Raw genomic sequence first — 24,302 nt, forward strand, 5'->3', positions numbered from 1 at the left:
GGCCGCGGTGGTCCTGGGACAGGCCCCGGGCTTTCCCCGGTCCGGCTGCCCCGCTACCCCACTGTCCCGCTGTCCCGTTCAGTCCTTGGCGAGCGTGAACGGGGCCGGGAGGACCTTCACGCCCGGCATCGCGGCCTCCACCAGATAGGTGCCGGGGCCCGCCTCGCCCGCCGGGGCGGTGGCGCACTTCGGGGCGCTGCGCCCGCGGTCCCACTCCACGGTGTGGACGACGGTCGCCCCCGCGGGGAGGCTCAGCAGGAGCGGGGTGCCGGGGCGCGGGCAGTGGTCGGAGGACCAGACCTCGTCGTCCTTGGCGCCGGTGATCGTCAGGACCGCGTTGCGGGGTCCGAAGTCGGCCTTGCAGTCGACGGACGAGGTGTTCTTCGCGACGAGCTGGAAGCGGGGCCGCTCCCCCGTCTCGTAGGTGACCTTGACGGACTTGAGCGTCAACTGGAGCGATCCGGCGGGGCAGTTGGGGATCGGCGAGTCGGCCGGGAGCTGTCGGCCCGCACCGGTGCCCGCGCCTCCGTCGCCCCCGGCGCCGGTGCCGTCACCGTTCTTGCCGGCGCCGCCGGAACCGGCCGTGTCCGCGCCGCCGGAGCCCGCACCCGCGTCCGTACCCCCGGAGCCCGTGCCGGCGGATCCCGTACCGGCCGAGTCCGCGCCGCCGTCGCCCCCGTTGCCGCCCGAGGTCTCGTCGCCCTCGTCCGACTCGTCGCGCCCGCCCGGCTGTTGGCTGATCGCGGGGCCCGAGCCGGAGGGTCCGGGCGTGATCGAGGGCGGGGTGGGCGACGAGCCGTTGGCGGAGTCGTTCGGCTTCTTCCCGCCCCCGCCGCCGGACGTCACGGCCCACACGGTGAGCAGGGCGAGGAGTGCGATCAGGCACAGCGCCACCGCCCTCCGTCGCCAGTAGATGGTGGAGGGAAGCGGCCCGACCGGATTGCGCAAAGATCCCACGAGCCGAACCTTACGAGAGATCGCGCCCAACTCCCGCCCCACCCGCCGCCCGAGACCTCAAGTTTTGCCGATGATCACATCCTTCTTTCCGGGAACTTTTTCCGGGTCCGCGAGTGAAAACGGGTCCAACCGGAGCGAATCGGCGCCCCCCACTTTCGTCGGGGGTCGTTCTGGCCGATGGGCCGGGGCGGGACGCCCGGGATTCCGGTTAGCGTCGTTCCCCATGGACACCCTCCTCGACCTCTCCGACCGTCTGTATCTCGACGTCGCCGACTTCGCCCACGCCACGCCGCACTGGTTCCAGCTGCTCGCCGAGGTCTGGACCGAGGCCGGACTGCTGCTCTTCGGCGTGCTCTTCCTGGCCGGCTGGTGGCGCACCCGCGACGGTTCGAGCCGGGCGATGGCGCTCGCGCTGCTCGCCCCGCTCGCCACCGCCTTCGGCTACGTGGTGAGCGAGTCGCTGAAGTCGCTGATCGACGAGGAACGTCCGTGCCGCGCGGTCGCAGGAGCGCCCGCCTCGCTGGTCACCTGCCCGCCCTACGGCGACTGGTCCTTCCCCAGCAACCACTCGGCCATCGCGGGCGCCGCCGCCATCGCGCTCGCCCTGTCCTGGCGCGGGATGGGCCGGTTCACCGTGCCGATGGCGCTGCTCATGGCCTTCTCCCGCGTCTTCGTCGGTGTCCACTACCCGCACGACGTGACCACCGGCCTGCTCCTCGGCGCCCTGGTCGCCTTCCTGGTGCTGCGGTTCGCCGAGCGGCCGGTGCGGTCCCTGGTGGAGACGGCCCGGTCGAGCCGGAACACGCTGGTCGTGTGGTGCGCCGGTCAGGGGCCCCGTACGGCCGCTCCCGCCGCCGCTCCCTCCTCCTCGCTGTTCGAGCCCGCCCCCGCGCAGGGCTCCGCCCCGGCGTACGGCGCCCCCGCCCCTTCGTACGACGCCCCCGCTCCCTCGTACGAGAACCCCGCCCCCGCGTACGGCGCACCCACCGCGTACGGCTCCGCTCCCTCGTACGACCCTTCCGCCCCGTACGGCTCCGCGCCCGCCCACGACCCCTCCGCCCCGTACGGCTCCGCCGCCCCGCAGGGTTCCGCTTACCCGTACGGCTCGGCCGCCCCGTACGGGAACCCCGCCTCCCCCTACGGGGACCCCGCCCCCTCGTACGAGAACCCCGCCGCCCCGTACGAGGCCCCCGCTCCCCCGTACTCCACCGACCCCGGCGCCCCGCCCTCCGGGCAGGGTCGGCGCGCTCCGTACGACGCGCGCTGAAACCCCCGGAGTCGTGTCAGGATCGGAGGTGCCATGACTTCCATCGACACGCCCTCCGCCTCCGGGATCCCCGGGGTCCCCGCCGTCCCCGCCGAACTGCACCGGCCCGTCCTCGCCTGGTTCGACCGGCACGCCCGCGACCTGCCCTGGCGCCGCCCCGAGGCCGGCGCCTGGGGGGTCATGGTGAGCGAGTTCATGCTCCAGCAGACCCCGGTCGTCCGCGTCCTGCCCGTGTACGAGCAGTGGCTCGCGCGCTGGCCCCGCCCGGCCGACCTGGCCGCCGAGGCCCCCGGCGAGGCGGTCCGCGCCTGGGGCCGGCTCGGCTACCCGCGCCGGGCGCTGCGGCTGCACGCGGCCGCCACGGCCATAGCCGAGCGGCACGGCGGGGAGGTGCCCAGCGACCACGGGCAGCTCCTCGCGCTGCCCGGCATCGGGGAGTACACGGCCGCCGCGGTGGCCTCCTTCGCCCACGGACAGCGGCACGCCGTCCTGGACACCAACGTGCGCCGGGTCTTCGCGCGGGCGGCGACCGGCGTCCAGTACCCGCCGAACGCGACCACGGCCGCCGAGCGGCGGCTCGCCCGCGCCCTGCTGCCGGAGGACGAGACGACGGCCGCCCGCTGGGCCGCCGCCTCCATGGAGCTGGGCGCGCTCGTGTGCACGGCGAAGAACGAGGACTGCGGGCGCTGCCCGATCTCCGGGCAGTGCGCCTGGCGGCTCGCGGGCAAGCCGGCGCACGACGGCCCGCCGCGGCGCGGCCAGACGTACGCCGGGACCGACCGGCAGGTCCGGGGGCGGCTCCTCGCCGTCCTGCGGGACTCGACGGACCCGGTGGCGCGCGAGGCCCTGGACGCGGTCTGGGACGAACCGGTGCAGCGGGCCAGGGCGCTCGACGGCCTGGTCGCCGACGGCCTCGTCGAGCCGCTGGACGACGGCTTCTACCGCCTGCCGCTGGCCTGAGGCCCCGCCGCCCGCCGCTCCTCCGGGGCCCCGCCGCCCTCCGGGGCCTCACCGTCCGCCGTCCTCCGGGGCCTCATCGTCCGGCGCTCTCCCGGGGCCCCGCCTCCGAAACCCCTCCCTCCCCCGCTGTTACACAACCGATGGGTAGCCGTGCGCCCACCGACGGCTGCCCCGCACAGCCCCGTGACAACCGCTCCGTAGCGTCGTCCACGACACGAGGGAACAAGCAGGTCACGGGGATGGAGGCGGTTCGGATGAGGCACGGTGAGGTGCTCGACTTCGAGGAGTACGTACGCACGCGGCAGGACGCCCTGCTGCGCAGCGCGCGCCGTCTCGTGGCCGACCCCGTCGACGCCCAGGACCTCCTCCAGACGGCCCTGGCCCGGACGTACGGGCGCTGGGACGGCATCGCCGACAAGTCCCTCGCCGACGCCTACCTGCGCCGGGTCATGATCAACACCCGGACCGAGTGGTGGCGCTCCCGCCGGCTCGAAGAGGTGCCGACCGAGCAGCTCCCGGACGCGAGCGTGGCCGACGCGACCGAGCAGCACGCCGACCGGGCCCTCCTGATGGACGTCCTGAAGGTGCTCGCGCCGAAGCAGCGCAGCGTCGTCGTCCTGCGCCACTGGGAACAGATGAGCACGGAGGAGACGGCGGCGGCGCTCGGCATGTCGACCGGTACGGTGAAGTCCACGCTCCACCGCGCGCTCGCCCGGCTCCGGCAGGAGCTGGAGAGCCGCGACCTCGACGCCCGCGCCCTGGGGCGGACCGGGGAGCGGACGACCGTGCGAGGCGACGAAGGGGGGCGCGAGCGGTGCGCGGCATAGACGGCGGACCCGACGGCGAGGCCGACGGCGAAAGACGCGGTGGCGTCCCCGCCGACGGCTCCGGCGGTTCCGGAGGCCTTTACGGAGGCCTCCCCGGGGATCTTCCCGAGGACTTCGGCAGGGGCTTCGGCCCCGACGGCGGCGGCGAACGGCTCACGGCCGGGCGCCGCCGCTCTCGGCGTACCGTCCGGGCGGCGGGCGCCACGGCGACGGCCGGGCTCGTCGCCGTCGGCCTCTCCCTGGCCGCCTGCTCCACCGGCGGCACGGGCTCCCGCGACGAGGGCGCGGCCCGGACCGACGAGGTCGCCTCGGCCGCCTCTCCCACCCCCTCCCCGTCGGCCACCACGGGCCCCCAGTCGGCGGAGCGGGTGGATCCGATCGAGCTGCTCAAGGCCGATCCGAAGCTCAGCGAGCGGGTCAAGGCCGATCTGAAGCCGTGCGCCGCGGACTCGTACCCGGTGGACGCCTCCTACGGCAACCTCACGAACGCCCCCGCGCCCGACGTCGTCGTCAACGTGATGACCTGCGGGGACGGCATCGGCATCGGCACGTACGTCTACCGGAACCTGAGCGACGGGTACGAGAACGTCTTCGCGGCCGAGGACGGGGCGGTGTACGCCACGATCGACCGGGGCGACCTGGTCGTCACCAAGCAGGTGTACGCGAAGGGCGACCCGGTCGCGTACCCCTCGGGCGAGGACGTGATCACGTACCGCTGGACGGGCGGCGGATTCACCCAGCACGACTGGGTCCACAACGACTACAGCCGGTCGGTCGGCGAGGGCCAGGGCCTGGAGCCCGCGCCGAGCCAGTCCCCCGCCGGCTGAGCCGCACCCGAAGAGACCCGGAAAGCGCACGATCCCGAAGGAACCCCACGATGGCCGAAACCCATGTCCTGTTCGTCGAGGACGACGACGTCATCCGTGAGGCCACCCAGCTCGCCCTGGAGCGGGACGGCTTCCGGGTCACGGCCGTGCCCGACGGCCTCTCCGGCCTGGACTCCTTCCGGGCGCGGCGGCCGGACATCGCCCTGCTCGACGTGATGCTGCCGGGCATGGACGGCGTCAGCCTCTGCCGCCGCATCCGCGACGAGTCGACGGTCCCGGTGATCATGCTGTCGGCGCGCGCCGACTCCATCGACGTCGTCCTCGGCCTGGAGGCCGGGGCGGACGACTACGTCACCAAGCCCTTCGACGGCTCGGTCCTGATGGCCCGCATCCGGGCCGTGCTGCGCCGCTTCGGGCACGCCGGCGGCGGCGAGGCCGGGGACGGGCCGGGGGACGGCGGGCTGCTCGTCTTCGGGGACCTGGAGGTCGACACCGAGGGCATGGAGGTCAGGAGGGGCGGGGCGCCGGTGGCGCTGACCCCGACCGAGATGCGGCTGCTCCTGGAGTTCTCGTCCGCGCCCGGCACCGTGCTGTCCCGGGACAAGCTCCTGGAGCGGGTCTGGGACTACGGCTGGGGCGGCGACACCCGGGTCGTGGACGTCCACGTGCAGCGGCTGCGGGCCAAGATCGGCCAGGACAGGATCGAGACCGTCCGCGGCTTCGGCTACAAGCTCCGGGGCCAGGGCGGGTGAGGCCGTTCCCCCTGCGCACCGGGATCCGCTGGAAGATCGCCGTCGCCATCGCGGCGGTCGGCGCCCTCATCGCGGTCGTCCTGAGCGTGGTCGTGCACAACGCCGCCCGCATCTCGATGCTCGACAACGCGCGCGAGGTGCAGATGGAGCGGCTGCTCTTCGCGCAGCGGCTGTACGAGACGTCGAAGCCCAAGGAGCCCCGCTTCGGCACCAAGATCAACGACCCGGCGCTGCCGCACCAGCTCGACCGGCTGATGCGGGACAACCGGCGCGGCACGTACGTGCAGGAGCACCGGCACGGCGGTCCGCCCGACGTGTGGGCGGCCGTGCCGCTCGCCAACGGCGACGTCCTCTCGCTGCACATCCCCTTCGCCGACCGCAGCGCGAAGATCATGAGCGATCTGGACCGGGCGCTCGTCATCGGCTCGGTCTCGGTGGTCTTCGGCGGCTGCGCGCTCGGCGTGCTCATCGGCGGCCGGCTCTCGCGGCGGCTGCGGAAGGCGGCCGTCGCGGCCGGCCGGGTCGCCCAGGGCAACACGGACGTACGGGTGCGGGAGGCCGTCGGCGGGGTCGTACGGGACGAGACGGACGACCTGGCGTGGGCGGTCGACGCCCTGACCGACGCCCTGAACGAGCGGATCGAGGCCGAGCGGCGGGTCACCGCGGACATCGCGCACGAGCTGCGGACCCCCGTCACGGGGCTGCTCACGGCGGCCGAGCTGCTGCCGCCGGGGCGTCCGACGGAGCTGGTGCGGGACCGGGCGCAGGCGATGCGGACGCTGGTCGAGGACGTCCTGGAGGTGGCCCGGCTCGACAGCGCGTCGGAGCGGGCCGAGCTCCAGGAGATCGCGCTCGGGGAGTTCGTGGAGCGGCGGGTGCGGGCCCTGGACCCGGAGGTCGTCGTCCGGGTCGTGCACGACTCCTGGGTGAACACCGACCCGCGCCGGCTCGAACGGGTCCTGGGCAACCTCCTCGCCAACGCGGCCAAGCACGGGAGGCCGCCGGTGGAGGTGACGGTCGAGGGCCGGGTGGTGCGCGTCCGCGACCACGGTCCGGGCTTCCCGGAGTCCCTCCTCAGGGAGGGCCCGAGCCGGTTCCGCACGGGGTCGAGCGACCGCGCGGGCCAGGGCCACGGCCTGGGCCTGACGATCGCGTCGGGCCAGGCCCGGGTCCTCGGCGCCCGGCTGACCTTCCGGAACGTGGCCTCCGAGGCGGCGCCGAACGGGGTGGGCGGGGCCATCGCGGTCCTGTGGCTCCCGGACCACGCGCCGACGAACACGGGCAGCTTCCCGATCCTGCGGCTGCCGGGGCAGTAGGGCCGGCCGGTACGGCGGTGGGGCCGGCCCCTCTTCGAAGGGCCGCCCGGTACGGCGATGGGGCCGGCCCCTCTCCCGAGGGCCGCCCGGGTACGGCGATGGGGCCGGATTCCTCTTCCGAGGGCCGGCCCCATCGTCGTACGCGCGTGTCTCAGACCTTCTCGGACACCTTCGCCGCACCGCCGTCGGCGGGCTCCTTCGCGGGGTCCGGGCCCGCGCCGCGGAGCGCCACCTCCTTGACGAAGAAGGCGAGGACGAAGGAGAGGACGGCGACCGCGGCGGCGAGCAGGAAGGCGCCGTGGGTGCCGGCGGCGACCGCGTGCTGGTAGGCCTCGCGGAGCTGGGCCGGGAGCTTGGCGAGGCTGGCCGCGTCGAGCTGGGCGGTCCGCGCCGTCAGCTCCGACCCGCCCCGGGCCGCCATCTCGTCCTGGACGCGGGTGGTGAAGAGCGCGCCCATGATGGCGACGCCGAAGGAGGAGCCGAGCGTCCGGAAGAGGGTGGTGGAGGAGGAGGCGACGCCCATGTCCTTCATCTCCACGCTGTTCTGGGCGACCAGCATGGTGATCTGCATGAGGAAGCCCATGCCGGCGCCGAGGACGGCCATCCAGACCCCGGAGACGAGGCGCGAGGTGCCGGTGTCCATCGTGGAGAGCAGGAAGAGGCCGGCCGTCATGAGGGCCCCGCCCGCGATGGGGAAGGCCTTGTACTTGCCGGTGCTGGTGGTGACCCGGCCCGCGACCAGCGAGACGACCATCATCGAGAGCAACATCGGCAGGAGCAGCAGTCCGGAGTTGGTGGCGGAGGCGCCCTGGACGGACTGCTGGAAGAGCGGCAGGTAGAGGACCGCGCCGAACATCACGAAGCCGGCGATGAAGCCGATCAGGGACATCAGGGTGAAGTTGCGGCTGCGGAAGATGTGCAGCGGCACGATCGGGTCGCTCGCCCGGGTCTCCACCCACAGGAAGGCGAGGAGAGCGACGACGCCGCCGACCGCGAGGCCGACGATGGTGGCCGAGCCCCAGGCGTACTCGGTGCCGCCCCAGGTGGTGACCAGGACGATCGCGGTGATGCCGGCGGTCAGCAGCGCGGCTCCGGCGAAGTCGATCCGGGTGTCCGTGCTCCGCGGCTTCTTCGGCAGGTGCAGGACGGTGGTGACCATGGCGAGGGCGACGGCGCCGAGCGGCAGGTTGATGTAGAAGGACCAGCGCCAGCCCCAGTGGTCGGTGATGGTGCCGCCGACGAGGGGGCCGCCGATCATGGCGAGGGCCATCACGCCGGCCATCATGCCCTGGTACCGGCCGCGCTCGCGGGGCGGGATGAGGTCGCCGATGATCGCCATCACGCCGACCATGAGGCCGCCGGCGCCGAGGCCCTGGACCGCGCGGAAGCCGATGAGCTGGCCCATGTCCTGGGCCATGCCGCTGAGCGCCGAGCCGATCAGGAAGATCACGATCGAGGTGAGGAAGACGCCCTTGCGGCCGAACATGTCGCCGAGCTTGCCCCAGAGCGGGGTGGAGGCGGCGGTGGCCAGGGTGTAGGCCGTGACGACCCAGGAGAGGTGCTCCAGGCCGCCGAGCTCGCCGACGATCGTCGGCATCGCGGTGCCGATGATCATGTTGTCCAGCATCGCGAGGAGCATCGCGATCATGAGGGCGAGCAGGACGACACGGACGCTGCGTGCCGGCGGTGCTTCTCCCTCTGCCGTTTGAACGTTCTGTTGCGTCGCCATGCCATTCCCTTACTTGCCGCCCGGCTAGTTACTACACTGGGGAAGGTAGACCTGTAACTAGCCGGTCGTCAAGTAAGTTCTTTGGAAAGTGGAGGGCACCCCATGGCCCGAGGCAACACCCGTCAGCGCATCCAGGACGTGGCCCTCGAACTCTTCGCGGAGCAGGGCTACGAGAAGACCTCCCTGCGCGAGATCGCGGAACGCCTCGACGTGACCAAGGCGGCGCTCTACTACCACTTCAAGACCAAGGAGGACATCCTGGTCGGGATCTTCGAGGACCTGACCAGGCCGATGGACGAGCTGATCGCGTGGGCCCGGGAGCAGCCCCGCACGGTCGAGACCAAGCGGGAGGTCGTGCGCCGCTACCAGGTGGCGCTGCGCGCGGCGGCGCCGCTCTACCGCTTCATGCAGGAGAACCAGGCCACCGTGCGCGAGCTGAGCGTAGGGCTCACCTTCAAGGAGCGCATGATCACGCTGACCGGCCTGCTGTACGACGACGACTTCCCCGTCAAGGAGAAGGTCCGCTGCATCAGCGCGGTCTTCACGCTCCACGCGGGCACGTTCTTCATGCAGAACGTCGAGGGCGACCCCGAGGACAAGCACGAAGCGGTCCTCGAGGTCGCCCTCGATCTCATCGACGAGGCCCACCGGGCCTCATAGGTTCACAGCGGGTTCGGCGGATCAGATGCCGACGCCGTGGGCGCGCAGGAAGGCGGCCGGGTTCACGGCGGAGCCGTAGTTCGGGGTGGTGCGGATCTCGAAGTGCAGGTGGGGGCCGGAGGAGTTGCCGGTGTTGCCCGAGAGGGCGATGCGCTGGCCGGCGCCGACCTTCTGGCCGATCTTGACCTGGATCTTCGACAGGTGGGCGTACTGCGAGTACTTGCCGTTGGCGTGCTTGACCACGATGGCGTTGCCGTACGCGGGGCCGTCGCCGCCGCCGTACGGGCCGGCCTTCACGACGGTGCCGGCGGCGGCGGCCTTGACCGGGGTGCCGACCGGAACGGCGAAGTCCTGGCCGGAGTGCTTGTGGGCCCACATGGCGCCGCCCTGGTTGAAGCTGGCGCTGAGGGTGTAGGAGCCGACCGGCTTCACCCAGGCCGGAGCCTTCTTGGCGGCGGCGGCCTTCTTGGTGGCGGTCGCCTTCACGGCGGTCGCCTTGACGGTGACGGTCTTCGCGGCGGCGGCCTTCACCTGGGCGGCGAGGTGCGCCTGGGTCTCGGCCTGGGCGGCGACTGCGGCGGACGCGGTCGCGGCGGTCGGGACGACGGCCTTGCCCTCGGCGGCGAAGGCGGACCCTGCTCCGGCCACCAGCGACGCCCCCAGGCCGGCGGTGGCGAGAGCGACGGCGGCAACACGGGTGGCGGGGTTCATAACGCGCTTCGACATACGGGGGAAAACCTCCGGGGAGTACGGGACCCGACGCGCTTTCGCTGCGGCGTCGGGCTTGCTCATCCTTGGTAACCCGGCCCCCCGGCCAACCCAAAACACCCCATCTACGACATGGCGTCGTAGCGATCACGGTGGAAGTTCAGGTCTTGACGACCGGAGGCAGGGGCTTCGAAATCGGACATATCGGCCCAAGAAAACCGGTTTAACCGCATGTCTCGGAGGCTCGGACCGCCCAGGAGGCCGGTCCGGGCCCGGCCCGTGACCCGATGGGACCTCCGACCCGCCACTTCGTACCCGTACGTCCGAAATAAACGCCAATGTTCACCACTATTCCGGTTAGTACCCCTCGAAACCCCTGTGCGCCTTGTCACCAGCGGCCCCTTCCGGATGGGATCTGGGTCACGCGAAAAGGCATTCCGGATGGGACCTGGGTCACGTGACGGGGGCCACTGAAAGGGGTTCCGGGCCCGCGAAAAGGCCCCGGAAAGCGGCCCGGGTCACACCTCAGGACCCCGCCCCGGCCCCTCCCCCACTACGCTGACCGCTTCGGGGAGACACAGGGGGTCACCATGGAACCGGCACTCATCGGCACGCGCCTCGCCTCGGCCGCGATCGGCCCGCTCCTGAAGAGGCTGCTCGCGAGCGAGGGCCCCGGGGCGGGGCTCGTCCGCAAGGACGCCGAGGTCCGGCTCTCCGGCCTCGTCTCCTTCCGGGGCGAGAAGCGCACCCTCACCGAGAAGGACGTCCGCGGGCTCGCGGCCACCCTGGTCGAACGCTCCCGGCAGGGGGCCGGGGAGCCGCCGTTCCCCGCCGACGAGACCGGGGCCGTCACCGACGCCCTCGCCGCGAACCTGCTGGCCCTCGGCGACCTCGACATGGACGACGTCCAGGCCGTCCGCCTCGGCCACCGCGACCTCGCCCGCCGGCTGCGGGCCGCCGCCCCGCCCCCCGACGGCCTCTCCACCGACTCGGTCCTCTACCTGGAGACCATGACCGAGTGGGCCTGCCTCCACATCCTGGAGTTCTTCACCCGGCGCTCCACCTTCATCGCCCGCAGCCTCGTCGAGCAGACCCGCGCCCAGGCCGAGCTCCTCGCAAAGGTCGACGCCGTCCTGACCCGGCTCCCGGCGGCCGAGAGCCGGGACGCGGCCTTCGAACGCCGCTACCTGGCCCACCTCGCGAAGAAGCACGGCCGCCTGACGATCTACGGCGTCGACCTGCACCACTCGCCCGACGAGTGGCCGCTGGACATGGCGTACCTGTCCCTGGAGGCGACGGGCGGAGAGGGCGCGCCCGAGGCGCCCGGCCGGCAGCGGGAACAGGCCTCCGTCCGCGCCGACCTCGCCCTCGCCCGCCACGAGAAGGTCCTGCTGCGCGGCCTGGCGGGCTCCGGCAAGACCACGCTCGTCCAGTGGCTGACGGTCTCGGCGGCGGCGACCGAGAACCGCCCCGAGGGCATGGCGTACCTACGGGGCCGCGTCCCCTTCGTCCTGCCCCTGCGCGCCCTCACCCGCCACGGCGAGCGGCTCCCCTCCCCCGACCGCTTCCTGTCCGCCGCCGACTGCCCGCTCACCCCGCCCGACGGCTGGACCGACCGGGTCCTCGCGGCCGGCCGGGGCCTGGTCCTGGTCGACGGCATCGACGAGATCCCCGAGGCCGAGCGCGGCCGGGCCCGGGACTGGCTGCGCGACCTCCTCGGCGCGTACGAGGGCAACCGCTGGCTCGTCACCTCGCGCCCCACCGCCGTACGGGACGACTGGCTGGCCCCGGAAGGCTTCGCCGAACTCTCCCTCGCACCCATGGCCCGCACGGAGGTCACCACCTTCGTACGCCGCTGGCACAAGGCCGCCGGACCGGACGCGGCGGTCTACGAGCAGCCGCTCCTGGACGCGCTGCGCACCGCCGAGCACGTGGCCCAGCTCGCCACCAACCCCCTGATGTGCGGTCTGATCTGCGCCCTCCACCGGGACCGGCGCGGCTTCCTGCCCCGGGGCCGCAAGGCGCTCTACGAGGCGGCCCTGTCCATGCTCCTGTCCCGGCGGGACCGCGAGCGGGACATGGGCGCCCCGACCGGCCTCGTCCTCGACGAGGCCCCGCAGATCCAGCTGATCCAGCGCCTGGCGTACTGGCTGACGCTGAACGGGCGCACACAGCTGGACCGCGCGCACGCCGCGTCGATCGTCGCCGAGGCCGTCCCGGCGGTCCCGGACGCCTCGGCGTACCCCCCGGACCGGGTCTTCACCCACCTCCTCCACCGCAGCGGCCTCCTGCGCGAGCCCACGGCGGACACCGTCGAGTTCGTCCACCGCACCTTCCAGGACCACCTGGCCGCGAAGGCCCTCGTGGACCACTGGGACATCGGCGTCCTCGTCCGCCACGCGGCCGACGACCAGTGGGAGGACGTGATCCGCATGGCGGTGGGCCACGCGAGGCCGCGCGAGTGCGCGGAGATCCTGCGGGAGCTGCTGTCGGCGGCGGACGCGGCCGGAGACCGCCGGGTGCGGTTGCGGTTGACGCTGCTGGCGGCGACGGCCCTTGACCACGCGACGGAGCTGTCGCCGGAGATCCGGGGGGAGGTGCTGCGGCGGACGGGGGAGGTGATCCCGCCGCGGACGGCCGAGGAGGCCCGGCAGCTGGCACAGGTCGGTCCGCTGGTGCTCGAACTGCTGGGCGCGCCGGAGGAGCTGACCGATGAGGAAGCGGTCCACTCGGTGACCACCGCGTCGCACGTCACGACCGACGCGGCCCTCCTCTACCTGGCCCGCTTCGTACGGCATCCCTCTCTGGAGGTCCGTTCACAGCTCATGTGGTCGTGGTTCCGCTTCGATCCGCGCTCCTACGCCGAGGAGATCGTGGCGCGCCTCGATCCGAGCGACCTGATCTTCACCGTCGGCGGCGACGAGCAGGCCGCCGAACTCGTCCGCCTCGGTCTGACCCCCCTGCGGCTGAGCATCGAAAGCCCGGTCTCCGAAGACCTGAAGGCCAGGCTCCTGTCCCTGTGCGACCCGGTCCGACTCCAGCTGAAGCAGGTCGGCGGGGTGGCCAAGCTCCCGCCGCTGCCCCCGTCCTCCCGGCTGAGCCGTCTCGAACTGTTCCAGTTCAACCCCGCGACGACCATGGACCTGGCACCGCTCGGCGCCTTGGCCCACCTGAAGAGGGTGGAGGTGTACGGCCCCGGTTCGGTCACCGGCGTCGAGTCCCTGCCGCCCCGCATCCACGTCGACATCCGCCGCTCCTCCATCCTCTGAAAAACGAAGGGGCGGCCCCGGAACCATCAGGTTCCGGGGCCGCCCCTTCGTTCGCGCTACAGGCTCAGCGCAGCGTCACGCGTCCTTGGACAGGTTCGGCCCGGGGCCGCCCGCCGCCTCGATCGGCGGGGCGTCCGGCAGGGCCGACTTCTCCTCGCCGCGGAAGGTGAACTTGCGCTCCTCGCCCTCGCCCTCCGTGTCCACGACCACGATGTGACCGGGGCGCAGCTCGCCGAAGAGGATCTTCTCCGAGAGCGTGTCCTCGATCTCGCGCTGGATCGTCCGGCGCAGCGGCCGGGCGCCCATCACCGGGTCGTAACCCTTCTTGGCGAGCAGCTCCTTCGCGGACTGGGAGAGCTCGATGCCCATGTCCCGGTCCTTCAGGCGCTCGTCCACGCGGCCGACCATCAGGTCGACGATCTGGAGGATGTCGTCCTGGGTCAGCTGCGGGAAGACGATGATGTCGTCCACACGGTTGAGGAACTCCGGGCGGAAGTGCTGCTTCAGCTCGTCGCTGACCTTCGCCTTCATCCGCTCGTAGTTGGACTTCGTGTCGCCCTGGGCCGCGAAGCCCAGGTTGAAGCCCTTCGAGATGTCCCTGGTCCCGAGGTTGGTCGTCATGATGATGACCGTGTTCTTGAAGTCCACGACCCGGCCCTGGGAGTCGGTCAGGCGACCGTCCTCCAGGATCTGGAGAAGGGAATTGAAGATATCGGGGTGGGCCTTCTCGACCTCGTCGAAGAGGACGACGGAGAACGGCTTGCGGCGCACCTTCTCGGTGAGCTGGCCGCCCTCTTCGTAGCCGACGTAGCCGGGCGGCGAACCGAAGAGACGGGAAACCGTGTGCTTCTCGCTGAACTCCGACATGTCGAGGGAGATCATCGCGTCCTCGTCGCCGAAGAGGAATTCGGCGAGGGCCTTCGACAGCTCGGTCTTACCGACACCGGACGGACCGGCGAAGATGAACGAGCCACCGGGGCGCTTCGGGTCCTTCAGACCGGCCCGCGTACGGCGGATCGCCCGCGAAAGACCGATGACGGCGTCCTTCTGGCCGATGACGCGCTTGTGGAGCTCGTCCTCCATGCGCAGCAGACGCGAGGACTCCTCCTCGGTCAGCTTGAAGACCGGAATGCCGGTGGCGGTCGCGAGGACCTCGGCGATCAGCTCGCCGTCGACCTCGGCGACGACGTCCATGTCGCCGGCCTTCCACTCCTTCTCGCGCTTGGTCTTCGCGGCGAGGAGCTGCTTCTCCTTGTCGCGCAGGGACGCGGCCTTCTCGAAGTCCTGCGAGTCGATCGCGGACTCCTTGTCGCGGCGGACGCCGGCGATCTTCTCGTCGAACTCGCGGAGGTCCGGCGGCGCGGTCATCCGGCGGATGCGCATCCGGGAGCCGGCCTCGTCGATCAGGTCGATCGCCTTGTCCGGGAGGAAGCGGTCCGAGATGTACCGGTCGGCCAGGGTCGCGGCCTGGACGAGGGCCTCGTCGGTGATGGAGACCCGGTGGTGGGCCTCGTACCGGTCGCGCAGACCCTTGAGGATCTCGATGGTGTGCGGCAGCGACGGCTCGGCGACCTGGATGGGCTGGAAGCGGCGCTCCAGGGCCGCGTCCTTCTCCAGGTACTTCCGGTACTCGTCGAGCGTGGTGGCGCCGATGGTCTGGAGCTCACCGCGGGCCAGCATCGGCTTGAGGATGCTGGCGGCGTCGATCGCGCCCTCGGCGGCGCCCGCACCCACGAGGGTGTGGAGCTCGTCGATGAACAGGATGATGTCGCCGCGGGTGCGGATCTCCTTGAGGACCTTCTTCAGGCGCTCCTCGAAGTCACCGCGGTAGCGGGATCCGGCGACGAGCGCGCCGAGGTCCAGGGTGTAGAGGTGCTTGTCCTTGAGGGTCTCGGGCACCTCGCCCTTGACGATGGCCTGGGCCAGGCCCTCGACGACGGCGGTCTTGCCGACGCCGGGCTCGCCGATGAGCACCGGGTTGTTCTTGGTGCGGCGGGACAGCACCTGCATGACCCGCTCGATCTCCTTCTCGCGCCCGATGACCGGGTCGAGCTTGGATTCGCGGGCCGCCTGGGTGAGGTTGCGGCCGAACTGGTCGAGGACCAGGGACGTCGAGGGGGTGCCCTCGGCAGGACCGCCGGCCGTGGCGGCTTCCTTGCCCTGGTAGCCGGAGAGCAGCTGGATGACCTGCTGCCGGACCCGGTTGAGATCGGCGCCCAGCTTCACGAGGACCTGGGCGGCGACGCCCTCGCCCTCGCGGATCAGGCCGAGCAGGATGTGCTCGGTGCCGATGTAGTTGTGGCCGAGCTGGAGGGCCTCCCGGAGCGACAGCTCCAGGACCTTCTTGGCACGAGGGGTGAAGGGGATGTGCCCGGACGGGGCCTGCTGGCCCTGGCCGATGATCTCCTCCACCTGCTGGCGGACCGCCTCGAGCGAAATCCCGAGGCTCTCCAGGGCCTTAGCGGCGACACCCTCACCCTCGTGGATAAGGCCCAGAAGGATGTGCTCGGTGCCGATGTAGTTGTGGTTGAGCATCCGGGCTTCTTCCTGAGCCAGGACGACAACCCGCCGCGCGCGGTCGGTGAACCTCTCGAACATCGTTAATCGCTCCTCAGAGCGGTCAGTCAGTTAGGGGTCGATCCCCTCCCTGTCCTTCCGCAGCTTAGTCCCGCAAGCGGGGACCGCTCATTCCAACTGCCGACATCCGTCCGGATCACCCCCTTGTCCGTGGGGAGACCTGCTGCCGAACAACCGACAAATGCTCCAACCCGATGGTGCGAGACGATGTTCCCGCAGGCCAAGTAGTTAGCCGCGCCTTCAGTACGCCGATGGCGAACGTGAGACGCCGAAGCCCGCGGGGTCACCCCTCTCCACTAGGAATGTCTTACCCGTGGGCACCGACACTCCATGCCGCGCACCCCGGTTCCCTCCGCTACCAGCGAACACCCTTGCGCGCTCGAATGCACCCGTACACCTCATCCCGGACACTTCACGCGTCCGGCGGGGGACCGAGCGTCACCGCGCGGCGGGTGCGGGACCGCTCCGGGGGCGTAACCAAGAGGCCCCCGCGGGAGTTCCCCGGGCATGGCCCCCTTCCTGCCGTCCCCCCGCGCGCCGCTCGACGACGGTCCGGCGCGGTGGTACGAGGACGAGCTCGGCTGGGCGACGGTGGCCGGCCCGCCGGTGGCGCTGGTCACGGGGCGGCGCTTCGACGTCCTGGAGCTGCCCGCCGAGGCCGGCCGGGGCGTCCTGCGCCGGGTCGGTGCGGCGACCGGCCCCGTGGCCCTGGCGGGGCCCCGGATGCGGCTGCTCGTGGCTGCGGGGAGCGCGGAGGAGCTGCCGGGACTGCTCGACTGGCTGGAATGGGGCGGGATTGCCCTGGACCTCGCGGTGCTCGGCACCGACGGCCGGATGACCGCGCCCCTCTTGCCGGGGCGGGGCGGCTCCGGCGCGCCGGACGCCGCGGTGTGGCTGCGCGCGCCCGTGCCGGGCCGCGAGGTCGAGTCCTCGCTCCCGGCCCTGCGGGCCGCGCCGTGGGGCGGAGGGGGTGCCCCCTGCCTGGTGCGGCTCGTGTCCGCCGCCGCCGCCGAGTGTCACCGGTTGCGGCTGCTGAGCGCCCGGGCCCGCGGGCCGGCTGCTCAGCGGCGGTCGCCTCAGCGGTTCGCGTCCTCGTAGGCCGCCTTCACCGTGGCGGGCACGCGGCCGCGGTCGTTGACGTCGTAGCCGTTCTCCTTGGCCCACGCGCGGATCTTCGCGGTGTCGGGGCTGCCCGCCGCCACGGCGCGGCCCTTGCCGCGGCCACCGGTGGTGCGGCCACCGGTGCGCCGGCCGCTCTTGGTGTAGGGCTCCAGCAGACCGCGGAGCTTTTCCGCGTTGGCGGTGGTGAGGTCGATCTCGTAGGTCTTGCCGTCCAGCGCGAACGTCACGGTCTCGTCCGCCTCGATGCCGTCGAGGTCGTCGACAAGAAGGACCTGAACCTTCTGTGCCACCGGATTTCCTTTCATCGAAAATGCAGTACGCGGAAAGGAAACCGCTTTTCCCGGGAAAACACAAACCCCTGGGAGAGGTTCAGAACCCCGACGGCGCGGGAAACGTGCGCGATTCGGACATAGGGTTCCGGGTGGGGTTCCCTTCGCGGTTCCCTTCGGGGTTCCGTACGGGTTCGGGCGTCGTTCCGGGACCGGTTCGGGATCGCTTCGTACCGGTTCCGGGTCAGAGGTGCAGAAGCATCCGGCTGTTGCCCAAGGTGTTCGGCTTCACTCGTTCGAGACCGAGGAACTCCGCGACTCCCTCGTCATAGGAACGCAGGAGCTCGCTGTAGACATCTCCGTCGACCGGGGTCTCGCCGATCTCGACGAAGCCGTGCTTCGTGAAGAAGTCGACTTCGAAGGTCAGGCAGAATACCCGCCGCACCCCGAGCCATCGGGCGGTGTGCAACAACTTGTCGAGCACCTGATGTCCGACGCCGGCTCCCCTGAACTCGGGATCGACGGCGAGGGTGCGCACTTCGGCGAGGTCTTCCCACATCACGTGGAGCGCGCCGCAGCCGACGACGGCGGCGTCCTCGTCGCGTTCCGCGACCCAGAACTCCTGGATGGACTCGTAAAGCGTCACGGTCGCCTTGTCGAGCAGGATGCCGCGCCGGACGAAAGGATCGACGAGACGGCGGACGGCGGCGACGTCACCGGTGCGGGCCCTGCGTACGGTGACGGCTTTGGCGGGGGCCGGGTGGACGGCCGGGGAGTCAGACGGCGGCATGGGGGGACGCTATCGCTCCCCGGGCCCGGTTTCCCCGGCGCCCTCCTCGGGCGGGGCGGGCAGGGATGCGGGGAGCGGGGTGTCCCGCTGGACGATCCGAATGGCGTCGTCGAGGGCTTCCCGCTGGTCCGACGACATCATGCCGAAGAAGGCGACGAGGGCGGCGGCGGGATTGTCGCTCCGGCTCCAGGCCTCGTTCATGAGCGCGGCCGCGTAGGCGGCGCGGGTGGAGACCGCCGTATAGCGATAGGCGCGGCCTTCGACTTCCCTGCGGACCCAGCCCTTCTGGTGGAGATTGTCCATGACGGTCATGACGGTGGTGTAGGCGATGGACCGTTCCTGCTGGAGGTCTTCCAGGACTTCCCGGACGGTCACCGGACGGTTCCATTGCCACACGCGCGTCATGACGGCGTCTTCGAGCTCTCCCAAAGGACGGGGCACAGCGCCACCATAGTGCGCAAAACGTCGATAAGGGTCTATTGACGTCATCCGACGCCGGAAACCCGAGGGGAATCGAACGCGACTCGGGCAGAGACGGGCGGAGTCGAACCGAAAAGGACGCACGACCCCGTGGGGCCGTGCGTCCCCGGTGGTGCGGAACCCCGGCGGGGTCAGGAGGCGGCGGAACCGTCCGGCTGGCGGGCCGCCTCGGCGCGGGCGAGGGCGGCGTCGACGGCCGCGTCCTCCTTGGCCTTGTTCGGGCCGCCCTGGCTCTTGACGATCGTGACGACGAGGGCGATGAAGAACGCGGCCATCACGACGGGCGGCAGGAGCGCGGATACGTATTCCATGGCGACCAGGGTAGCTATCCGGCGGCCCGCTCCTCGGGCGGGGGCGGCGGAACGGGCCGCCGGCGCGGCGGGAAGACCTCGGAGGGCTTGGGCACCGGGCGCTCCGCGGGGGCGGGCGAGTTCGGCTTGGGCTCGTCGGCCGCCGCGCGTCCGCCGGGCAGGGCGAGCAGCCGGGCCCTGGGGGCGCGGTCGGCCGCGGGGGCGGTGGCCTGGACGACCCGGGCCAGGCGCGCGCGTACGGAGCGCTCGGCGAGGCCCTGGCAGCGGGCGAGCAGCTCGGCGGCGGCGGGGTTGCGGCGCAGCGCCCGCAGGGCGGCGAGGTCGTCGGCCCCGGGGTCGTACCCGGCGGCCAGCGCGTCCCGGAGGAGCTCCAGGTAGCCGCCGAGGGAGCCCGGCAGGGCCTCGCGGTAGCGGGCCAGGTCGGCGAGGAGGAAGGCGCGCAGCCGACCGGCCTCGCGGACCGCCTCGTCCACGGATTCGGCCAGGCGCAGGCAGTCCTGGACGTCCTCGTCCTGAAGGGGGGCGGGGTGAAGGGCGATGGCGAGGGCGCGACGGAGCACACGCAGCTCGTCCGCGCCGAACGCCATGCCGCCACGGGATCCGTATGGCGTGGGCATGGGCCGACGGTACGCGCTAATCGGACAATTTTCGCTTAGGGATCATTACGGCGCGCCGGGCGGCAGCCGTTCGGCCGCCCCCCGGAGGGCGGCCGCGCGGACCGGGCCCTGATCCGCCGGACGGGCCCCTACATGCGGGAGACGTTCCGCTCGTACACCAGGCGCAGGCCGATCAGGGTCAGCCAGGGCTCGTGCTCGTCGATCTCCTTCGACTCGCCGAGGACCATCGGGGCCAGGCCGCCCGTCGCGATCACGGTCACGTCGTCCGGGTCGCCCTTGGGGCCGACGAGCTCGCGCTTCATCCGGGCCACCACGCCGTCCACCTGGCCCGCGTAGCCGTAGATGATGCCGGACTGCATCGCCTCGACCGTGTTCTTGCCGATCACGTTCCGCGGGCGGGCCAGCTCGATCTTGCGGAGCATCGCCCCGCGCACGCCGAGCGCCTCCACCGAGATCTCGATGCCCGGCGCGATCGCCCCGCCCGCGTACTCGCCGCGCGCGGTGACCGCGTCGTACGTCGTCGCCGTGCCGAAGTCCACGACGATCGCCGGGCCGCCGTACAGCTCGACCGCCGCGGCCGCGTTGATGACGCGGTCCGCGCCGACCTCCTTCGGGTTGTCGGTGATGACCGGGACGCCCGTCTTGACGCCCGGCTCCACCAGGACCGCCGGCACGTCCCCGTAGTACCGGCGGGTGACCTCGCGCAGTTCGTGCAGCACCGAGGGGACCGTCGCGCAGATCGCGATGCCCTCGATGCCGTCGCTCAGCTCGACGCCGAGCAGCGGGTGCATGCCCATCAGGCCCTGGAGCAGGACCGCCATCTCGTCGGCGGTCCGGCGCGGATCCGTGGAGATCCGCCAGTGCTCGACGATCTCGTCCCCGTCGAAGAGGCCGAGGACCGTGTGCGTGTTGCCGACGTCGATGGTGAGCAGCATCAGGCCCGCACCTCGCGCAGGTCGAGGCCGATGTCGAGGATCGGGGAGGAGTGGGTGAGGCCGCCGACCGCCAGGTAGTCGACGCCGGTCGCCGCGTACGCCGCCGCGTTCTCCAGGGTGAGGCGGCCCGAGGACTCCAGGACGGCGCGGCCCGCGACCAGCGCCACGGCCTCCTCGGTCTCGCCCGGGGTGAAGTTGTCGAGCAGGATCAGGTCGGCGCCCGCGTCCAGGACCTCGCGGACCTGGTGCATCGTGTCGACCTCGACCTCGATCGGCACGTCCGGGAACAGCTCGCGCACGGCCTTGAAGGCCTCGGCCACGCCGCCGGCCGCCACCACGTGGTTGTCCTTCACCAGGGCCGCGTCGGACAGCGACATGCGGTGGTTGACGCCGCCGCCGCAGCGGACCGCGTACTTCTCCAGGGCGCGCAGGCCCGGCGTCGTCTTGCGGGTGTCGCGGACCTTGGCCCCCGTGCCCTCCAGGGCGTCCGCCCACGCGCGCGTGGCGGTGGCGATGCCGGAGAGGCGGCACAGGATGTTGAGCGCGCTGCGCTCGCCGGTGAGCAGGTCGCGGGTGCGGGCGGTGACGCTCAGGAGCTTCTGCCCGGCCTCGACGCGCTCGCCGTCCTCGACGTGCCGCTCGACCTCGAACTCGTCGGTGCAGACGATCGACAGGACCGCCTCCGCGACCCGCAGGCCGGCCACCACGCCGGCCTCGCGGGCGGTGAAGTCGGCGGTGGCCACGGCCTCCTCGGGGACGGTCGCCACGGTCGTCACGTCGACCCCGCCGTCGAGGTCCTCCGCGATCGCCAGGTGCGCGACGTCCTCCACCTGGACCGGGTCGAGACCGGCGTCGGCGAGCAGCTCGGCGAGCGCCGGGTCGAGCCCGCACTCGAACTCCTCGCCGCCGCCGCAGCCGCAGCCGTCGCCGCAGCCGCCGGCCTCCTCGGCGTCCCCGGGGGCCGACTCGAAGGCGCTGATCTGGATGAGGGGGACGTCCACGGGCTCGGGACGGGATTCCTCGGGCGTGCTCACTTTCGGCTCCCTGGGGGCATCGACGGTGGGGGGAAGGAAGGTCGGGCGGTGACGGCGGGGGTCAGACGGTGGGCGGCAGGTCGTGCGTGGCGGTCGTGCGGACGTCGAGCTCCCGCTCCGGCGTCAGGCGTACGACGAGGTGCCGGCGCCAGTGCGCGTCGTCGCGCTCCGGGCGGTCCTCGCGCCAGTGGCAGCCGCGGGTCTCCTCGCGGCGGCGGGCGGCGGCGACCAGGACCCGGGCGACGCACAGCAGGTTGGTGGTCTCCCAGGAGTCCACGCCGGGCTCGGCGGCCTTGCTGTCGTCGGTGCCGCCCGCCACGGCCTCCTCGTGCAGCGCGTCGAGCGCGTCGGCGGCCTCCCGCAGGCTGGCCTCCGAGCGCAGCACCCCGGCGCCGCTCGTCATGATCCGCTGGATGCGGGTCCGGGCGTCCGTCGCGGGCAGCGGCAGGACCACCGGGACCGGGTGCGGCACCGGGGCGCCCGCCGCGCGCGGGGCCGCCGCCACGATGTCCTCCACGATCCGCTCGGCGAAGACCAGGCCCTCCAGGAGCGAGTTCGAGGCGAGCCGGTTGGCGCCGTGGACGCCCGTGCAGGCCACCTCCCCGCACGCGTACAGACCGGGGACGGTGGTCCGGCCCCGCAGGTCCGTGCGGACGCCGCCGGAGGCGTAGTGGGCGGCCGGGGCCACCGGGATCGGCTCGGTCACCGGGTCGATGCCGTGGGCGCGGCAGGCGGCCAGGATCGTCGGGAAGCGCCGCTCCCACATCTCCGCCCCGAAGTGCCGGGCGTCGAGGTACATGTGCTCGGTGCCGCGCTCCAGCATCCGGCGCGTGATCGCCTTGGCGACGATGTCCCGGGGCGCCAGCTCGGCCAGCTCGTGCTGCCCCAGCATGAAGCGGACCCCGTCCGCGTCGACCAGGTGCGCGCCCTCGCCCCGCACCGCCTCGGAGACCAGCGGCTGCTGGCCCTCGGCGCCCGCGCCCAGGAAGAGCACGGTCGGGTGGAACTGGACGAACTCCAGGTCGGAGACCTCGGCCCCGGCCCGCAGCGCCAGCGCCACGCCGTCGCCGGTCGAGACCGCCGGGTTGGTGGTGGCCGAGAAGACCTGGCCCATGCCGCCGGTGGCGAGGACCACCGCGGGCGCGTGGACCGCGCCGACGCCGTCGTGCCGGCCCTCGCCCATGACGTGCAGGGTCACGCCCGCCGTGCGCCCCTCGGCGTCCGTGAGGAGGTCCAGGACGAGGGCGTGCTCGATCGTGCGCACGCCCCGGTCGCGTATCGCCTCGACGAGGGCGCGGGAGATCTCGGCGCCGGTCGCGTCGCCGCCCGCGTGGGCGATCCGACGCCGGTGGTGGCCGCCCTCGCGGGTCAGCGCGATCTCGCCCTCGGAGGTCTTGTCGAAGTCGGCGCCGGTCTCGATCAGGCGGCGGACGGCGTCGGGGCCCTCGGTGACGAGGGTCCGCACGGCCCGCTCGTCGCAGAGCCCGGCGCCCGCGACGAGGGTGTCGTCGAGGTGCTGCTCGGGGGTGTCGCCCTCGCCGAGCGCGGCGGCGATGCCGCCCTGCGCCCAGCGGGTGGAGCCGTCGTCGAGCCGGGCCTTGGTGACCACGACCGTACGGAGCCCGGCGGCGGTGCAGCGCAGGGCGGCGGTGAGGCCGGCGACACCGGAGCCGACCACCACGACGTCGGCGTCGATGGCCCAGCCCGGCTCGGGGGCGTGCAGCCGTATTCCGGTCACTTGGTGGCTCCGAGGGTCGGGGTTTCGGGGCTCGGGGGCCCGAAGCTCAGGGGGACGTTGTCGATGAGGCGCGTGGTCCCCACGCGCGCGGCGACGGCGAGGACCGCCTCCCCGTCGTGGTCGTCGGTGACCTCGGTGAAGTCCGCCGGGTCGACCAGGGCCAGGTAGTCGAGGGTGAGCGGCGGCCCGGCGGCGGCCGCCTCGTCCAGGACGGCGCGGGCGGCGGCGCGCACGGCGGCGGCGCAGCCCGTCTCGGCGGCCTGCGCGACCGCGTGGGCGTCGGCGGCGGCCCGCGCCTCGCCGAGCCGGGAGAGGGCCTCGGCCCGGTTCTCGGCCCGGTCCCGCCCGTTCGGCAGGGCGTCGGCCCGCGCGCGCAGCGCCTCCTGGGCGGCGAGCCGCTCCCGGCCGGCGAACAGCGCGCGGGACAGCGCGAGGGCGGTGCGGCGCTCCTCGGCCGACAGGTAGCGGTTGCGGCTGGAGAGGGCCAGGCCGTCGTCCTCGCGGACGGTCTCCACGCCGACGACCTCGACCGGGAAGTTCAGGTCGCGGACCATGCGCCGGATCAGGGCGAGCTGCTGGGCGTCCTTCTGGCCGAAGAGGGCCAGGTCGGGGGCGGTGAGGTGGAGCAGCTTGGCGACGACGGTCAGCATGCCGTCGAAGTGGCCGGGCCGGGAGGCGCCTTCGAGCCGCTCCCCCATGGGGCCGGCGGTGATCCGGACCTGCGGCTCACCGCCCGGGTAGACCTCGTCCACGGAGGGCGCGAAGACGACGCTCGCGCCCGCGTCGAGGGCCAGCTCCAGGTCGGCGTCCAGGGTGCGCGGGTAGCGGTCGAGGTCCTCGCCCGCGCCGAACTGGAGCGGGTTGACGAAGACGGTGACGACGACGAAGCCGTCCTCCCCCACGCGCGCGCGTGCGGCGCGGATCAGGGTGGCGTGGCCCTCGTGGAGGGCGCCCATGGTCATGACCACGGCGTTGCGGCCGGGAGCGCCGTGACGCGCCGCGGCGGCGCGGAGCTCCCGGGCGGTGGGGACCGGCTCGGCCTGCCGGTGCCGGGCGGGCCGGTCGGTGTCGGCGCGGCCGGGGGCGGGGGCCTGGTCGGGAGCGGAGGCCCGCGCACGGGCGGAGGCCTCGTCGGAAGCCGAGGCCTGCGGACGGGC

The 24,302-nt window shown here is 72.7% G+C and carries 21 protein-coding genes and 1 pseudogene; 9 read left to right on the top strand and 13 right to left on the bottom strand.

Annotation, left to right across the window (positions count from 1 at the left end):
* Positions 1–78: 78 nt before the first annotated feature.
* Complete coding sequence (locus ACWGSR_RS31470) at positions 79–957, bottom strand: hypothetical protein (RefSeq protein WP_453571603.1); 879 nt, start codon at positions 955–957, stop codon at positions 79–81.
* A 223-nt stretch (positions 958–1,180) separates the two neighbouring features.
* Between ACWGSR_RS31470 and ACWGSR_RS31475 the strand changes: the two are divergent.
* The 6 genes and pseudogenes from ACWGSR_RS31475 to cseC form a co-directional block, all read left to right on the top strand.
* Positions 1,181–1,804 (top strand): annotated as a pseudogene (locus ACWGSR_RS31475) (phosphatase PAP2 family protein); the annotation flags it as partial.
* 453 nt (positions 1,805–2,257) lie between these two features.
* Positions 2,258–3,184: an HhH-GPD family protein gene (locus tag ACWGSR_RS31480; RefSeq protein ID WP_376242730.1), complete on the top strand. Its 927-nt coding sequence runs from the start codon at positions 2,258–2,260 to the stop codon at positions 3,182–3,184.
* A gap of 254 nt (positions 3,185–3,438) precedes the next feature.
* A complete protein-coding gene (locus ACWGSR_RS31485; protein ID WP_376242728.1) occupies positions 3,439–4,011 on the top strand; it encodes a SigE family RNA polymerase sigma factor in 573 nt (190 codons plus the stop codon).
* Positions 3,999–4,838 (top strand): hypothetical protein, encoded by an 840-nt coding sequence (locus ACWGSR_RS31490; RefSeq protein ID WP_453571607.1) that lies wholly within the window; start codon positions 3,999–4,001, stop codon positions 4,836–4,838. The genes ACWGSR_RS31485 and ACWGSR_RS31490 overlap by 13 nt, the downstream gene beginning before the upstream one ends.
* 50 nt (positions 4,839–4,888) lie before the next feature.
* Positions 4,889–5,590 (top strand): two-component system response regulator CseB, encoded by a 702-nt coding sequence (cseB, locus tag ACWGSR_RS31495; protein ID WP_383328836.1) that lies wholly within the window; start codon positions 4,889–4,891, stop codon positions 5,588–5,590.
* The gene (gene cseC / locus ACWGSR_RS31500; protein ID WP_453571609.1) at positions 5,587–6,906 is read left to right on the top strand and encodes a two-component system sensor histidine kinase CseC; all 1,320 of its coding nucleotides are present in this window, start codon (positions 5,587–5,589) and stop codon (positions 6,904–6,906) included. Before cseB ends, cseC begins: the two co-directional genes overlap by 4 nt.
* A gap of 151 nt (positions 6,907–7,057) precedes the next feature.
* Here cseC and ACWGSR_RS31505 read toward each other — a convergent pair whose 3' ends face one another.
* Positions 7,058–8,635: an MDR family MFS transporter gene (locus tag ACWGSR_RS31505; protein ID WP_376242724.1), complete on the bottom strand. Its 1,578-nt coding sequence runs from the start codon at positions 8,633–8,635 to the stop codon at positions 7,058–7,060.
* Positions 8,636–8,737: 102 nt separating this feature from the next.
* On the opposite strand from ACWGSR_RS31505, the gene ACWGSR_RS31510 reads away from it, so the two are divergent.
* Positions 8,738–9,295 (top strand): TetR/AcrR family transcriptional regulator, encoded by a 558-nt coding sequence (locus ACWGSR_RS31510; protein WP_376242722.1) that lies wholly within the window; start codon positions 8,738–8,740, stop codon positions 9,293–9,295.
* 21 nt (positions 9,296–9,316) lie between these two features.
* Here the strand turns inward: ACWGSR_RS31510 and ACWGSR_RS31515 are convergent, their stop codons facing one another.
* Entirely contained in the window at positions 9,317–10,021 is a 705-nt protein-coding gene (locus ACWGSR_RS31515; protein ID WP_366379034.1) for a M23 family metallopeptidase, read from the bottom strand.
* A 572-nt stretch (positions 10,022–10,593) separates the two neighbouring features.
* Between ACWGSR_RS31515 and ACWGSR_RS31520 the strand changes: the two genes are divergently transcribed.
* Positions 10,594–13,272, top strand: coding sequence for an NACHT domain-containing protein (locus tag ACWGSR_RS31520; protein ID WP_453571614.1), 2,679 nt, complete (start codon positions 10,594–10,596; stop codon positions 13,270–13,272).
* Between the two features lie 75 nt (positions 13,273–13,347).
* Here the strand turns inward: ACWGSR_RS31520 and ACWGSR_RS31525 are convergent, their stop codons facing one another.
* Positions 13,348–15,870: an ATP-dependent Clp protease ATP-binding subunit gene (locus ACWGSR_RS31525; RefSeq protein ID WP_376233736.1), complete on the bottom strand. Its 2,523-nt coding sequence runs from the start codon at positions 15,868–15,870 to the stop codon at positions 13,348–13,350.
* Positions 15,871–16,356: 486 nt separating this feature from the next.
* Here ACWGSR_RS31525 and ACWGSR_RS31530 point away from each other — a divergent pair, with 486 nt between their 5' ends.
* Positions 16,357–16,947, top strand: coding sequence for an SCO3374 family protein (locus ACWGSR_RS31530; RefSeq protein ID WP_453571616.1), 591 nt, complete (start codon positions 16,357–16,359; stop codon positions 16,945–16,947).
* Here ACWGSR_RS31530 and ACWGSR_RS31535 read toward each other — a convergent pair.
* The 9 genes from ACWGSR_RS31535 to panC form a co-directional block, all read right to left on the bottom strand.
* Positions 16,926–17,261 (bottom strand): histone-like nucleoid-structuring protein Lsr2, encoded by a 336-nt coding sequence (locus ACWGSR_RS31535; RefSeq protein ID WP_376233731.1) that lies wholly within the window; start codon positions 17,259–17,261, stop codon positions 16,926–16,928. The genes ACWGSR_RS31530 and ACWGSR_RS31535 overlap by 22 nt on opposite strands.
* Before the next feature lie 223 nt (positions 17,262–17,484).
* Positions 17,485–18,030, bottom strand: a complete 546-nt coding sequence (locus tag ACWGSR_RS31540; RefSeq protein ID WP_376233729.1) for an amino-acid N-acetyltransferase — start codon at positions 18,028–18,030, stop codon at positions 17,485–17,487.
* A gap of 9 nt (positions 18,031–18,039) precedes the next feature.
* Positions 18,040–18,471 carry a BlaI/MecI/CopY family transcriptional regulator gene (locus ACWGSR_RS31545; protein ID WP_376233726.1) on the bottom strand — a complete coding sequence of 144 codons (432 nt, stop codon included), beginning with the start codon at positions 18,469–18,471 and terminating at the stop codon, positions 18,040–18,042.
* Positions 18,472–18,641: 170 nt separating this feature from the next.
* A complete protein-coding gene (locus tag ACWGSR_RS31550) occupies positions 18,642–18,821 on the bottom strand; it encodes a hypothetical protein (protein ID WP_062754418.1) in 180 nt (59 codons plus the stop codon).
* A gap of 14 nt (positions 18,822–18,835) precedes the next feature.
* The gene (locus ACWGSR_RS31555) at positions 18,836–19,408 is read right to left on the bottom strand and encodes a hypothetical protein (protein WP_453571670.1); all 573 of its coding nucleotides are present in this window, start codon (positions 19,406–19,408) and stop codon (positions 18,836–18,838) included.
* Between the two features lie 158 nt (positions 19,409–19,566).
* Positions 19,567–20,373: a type III pantothenate kinase gene (locus tag ACWGSR_RS31560; protein WP_366379041.1), complete on the bottom strand. Its 807-nt coding sequence runs from the start codon at positions 20,371–20,373 to the stop codon at positions 19,567–19,569.
* The gene (gene nadC / locus ACWGSR_RS31565) at positions 20,373–21,407 is read right to left on the bottom strand and encodes a carboxylating nicotinate-nucleotide diphosphorylase (RefSeq protein ID WP_366379042.1); all 1,035 of its coding nucleotides are present in this window, start codon (positions 21,405–21,407) and stop codon (positions 20,373–20,375) included. The genes ACWGSR_RS31560 and nadC overlap by 1 nt, the downstream gene beginning before the upstream one ends.
* Before the next feature lie 61 nt (positions 21,408–21,468).
* Positions 21,469–23,145, bottom strand: a complete 1,677-nt coding sequence (locus tag ACWGSR_RS31570) for an L-aspartate oxidase (protein WP_376233722.1) — start codon at positions 23,143–23,145, stop codon at positions 21,469–21,471.
* Complete coding sequence (gene panC, locus ACWGSR_RS31575; protein WP_453571673.1) at positions 23,142–24,113, bottom strand: pantoate--beta-alanine ligase; 972 nt, start codon at positions 24,111–24,113, stop codon at positions 23,142–23,144. Before panC ends, ACWGSR_RS31570 begins: the two co-directional genes overlap by 4 nt.
* Positions 24,114–24,302: the final 189 nt, after the last annotated feature.

The sequence above is a fragment of the Streptomyces sp. NPDC055632 genome (assembly GCF_053618675.1).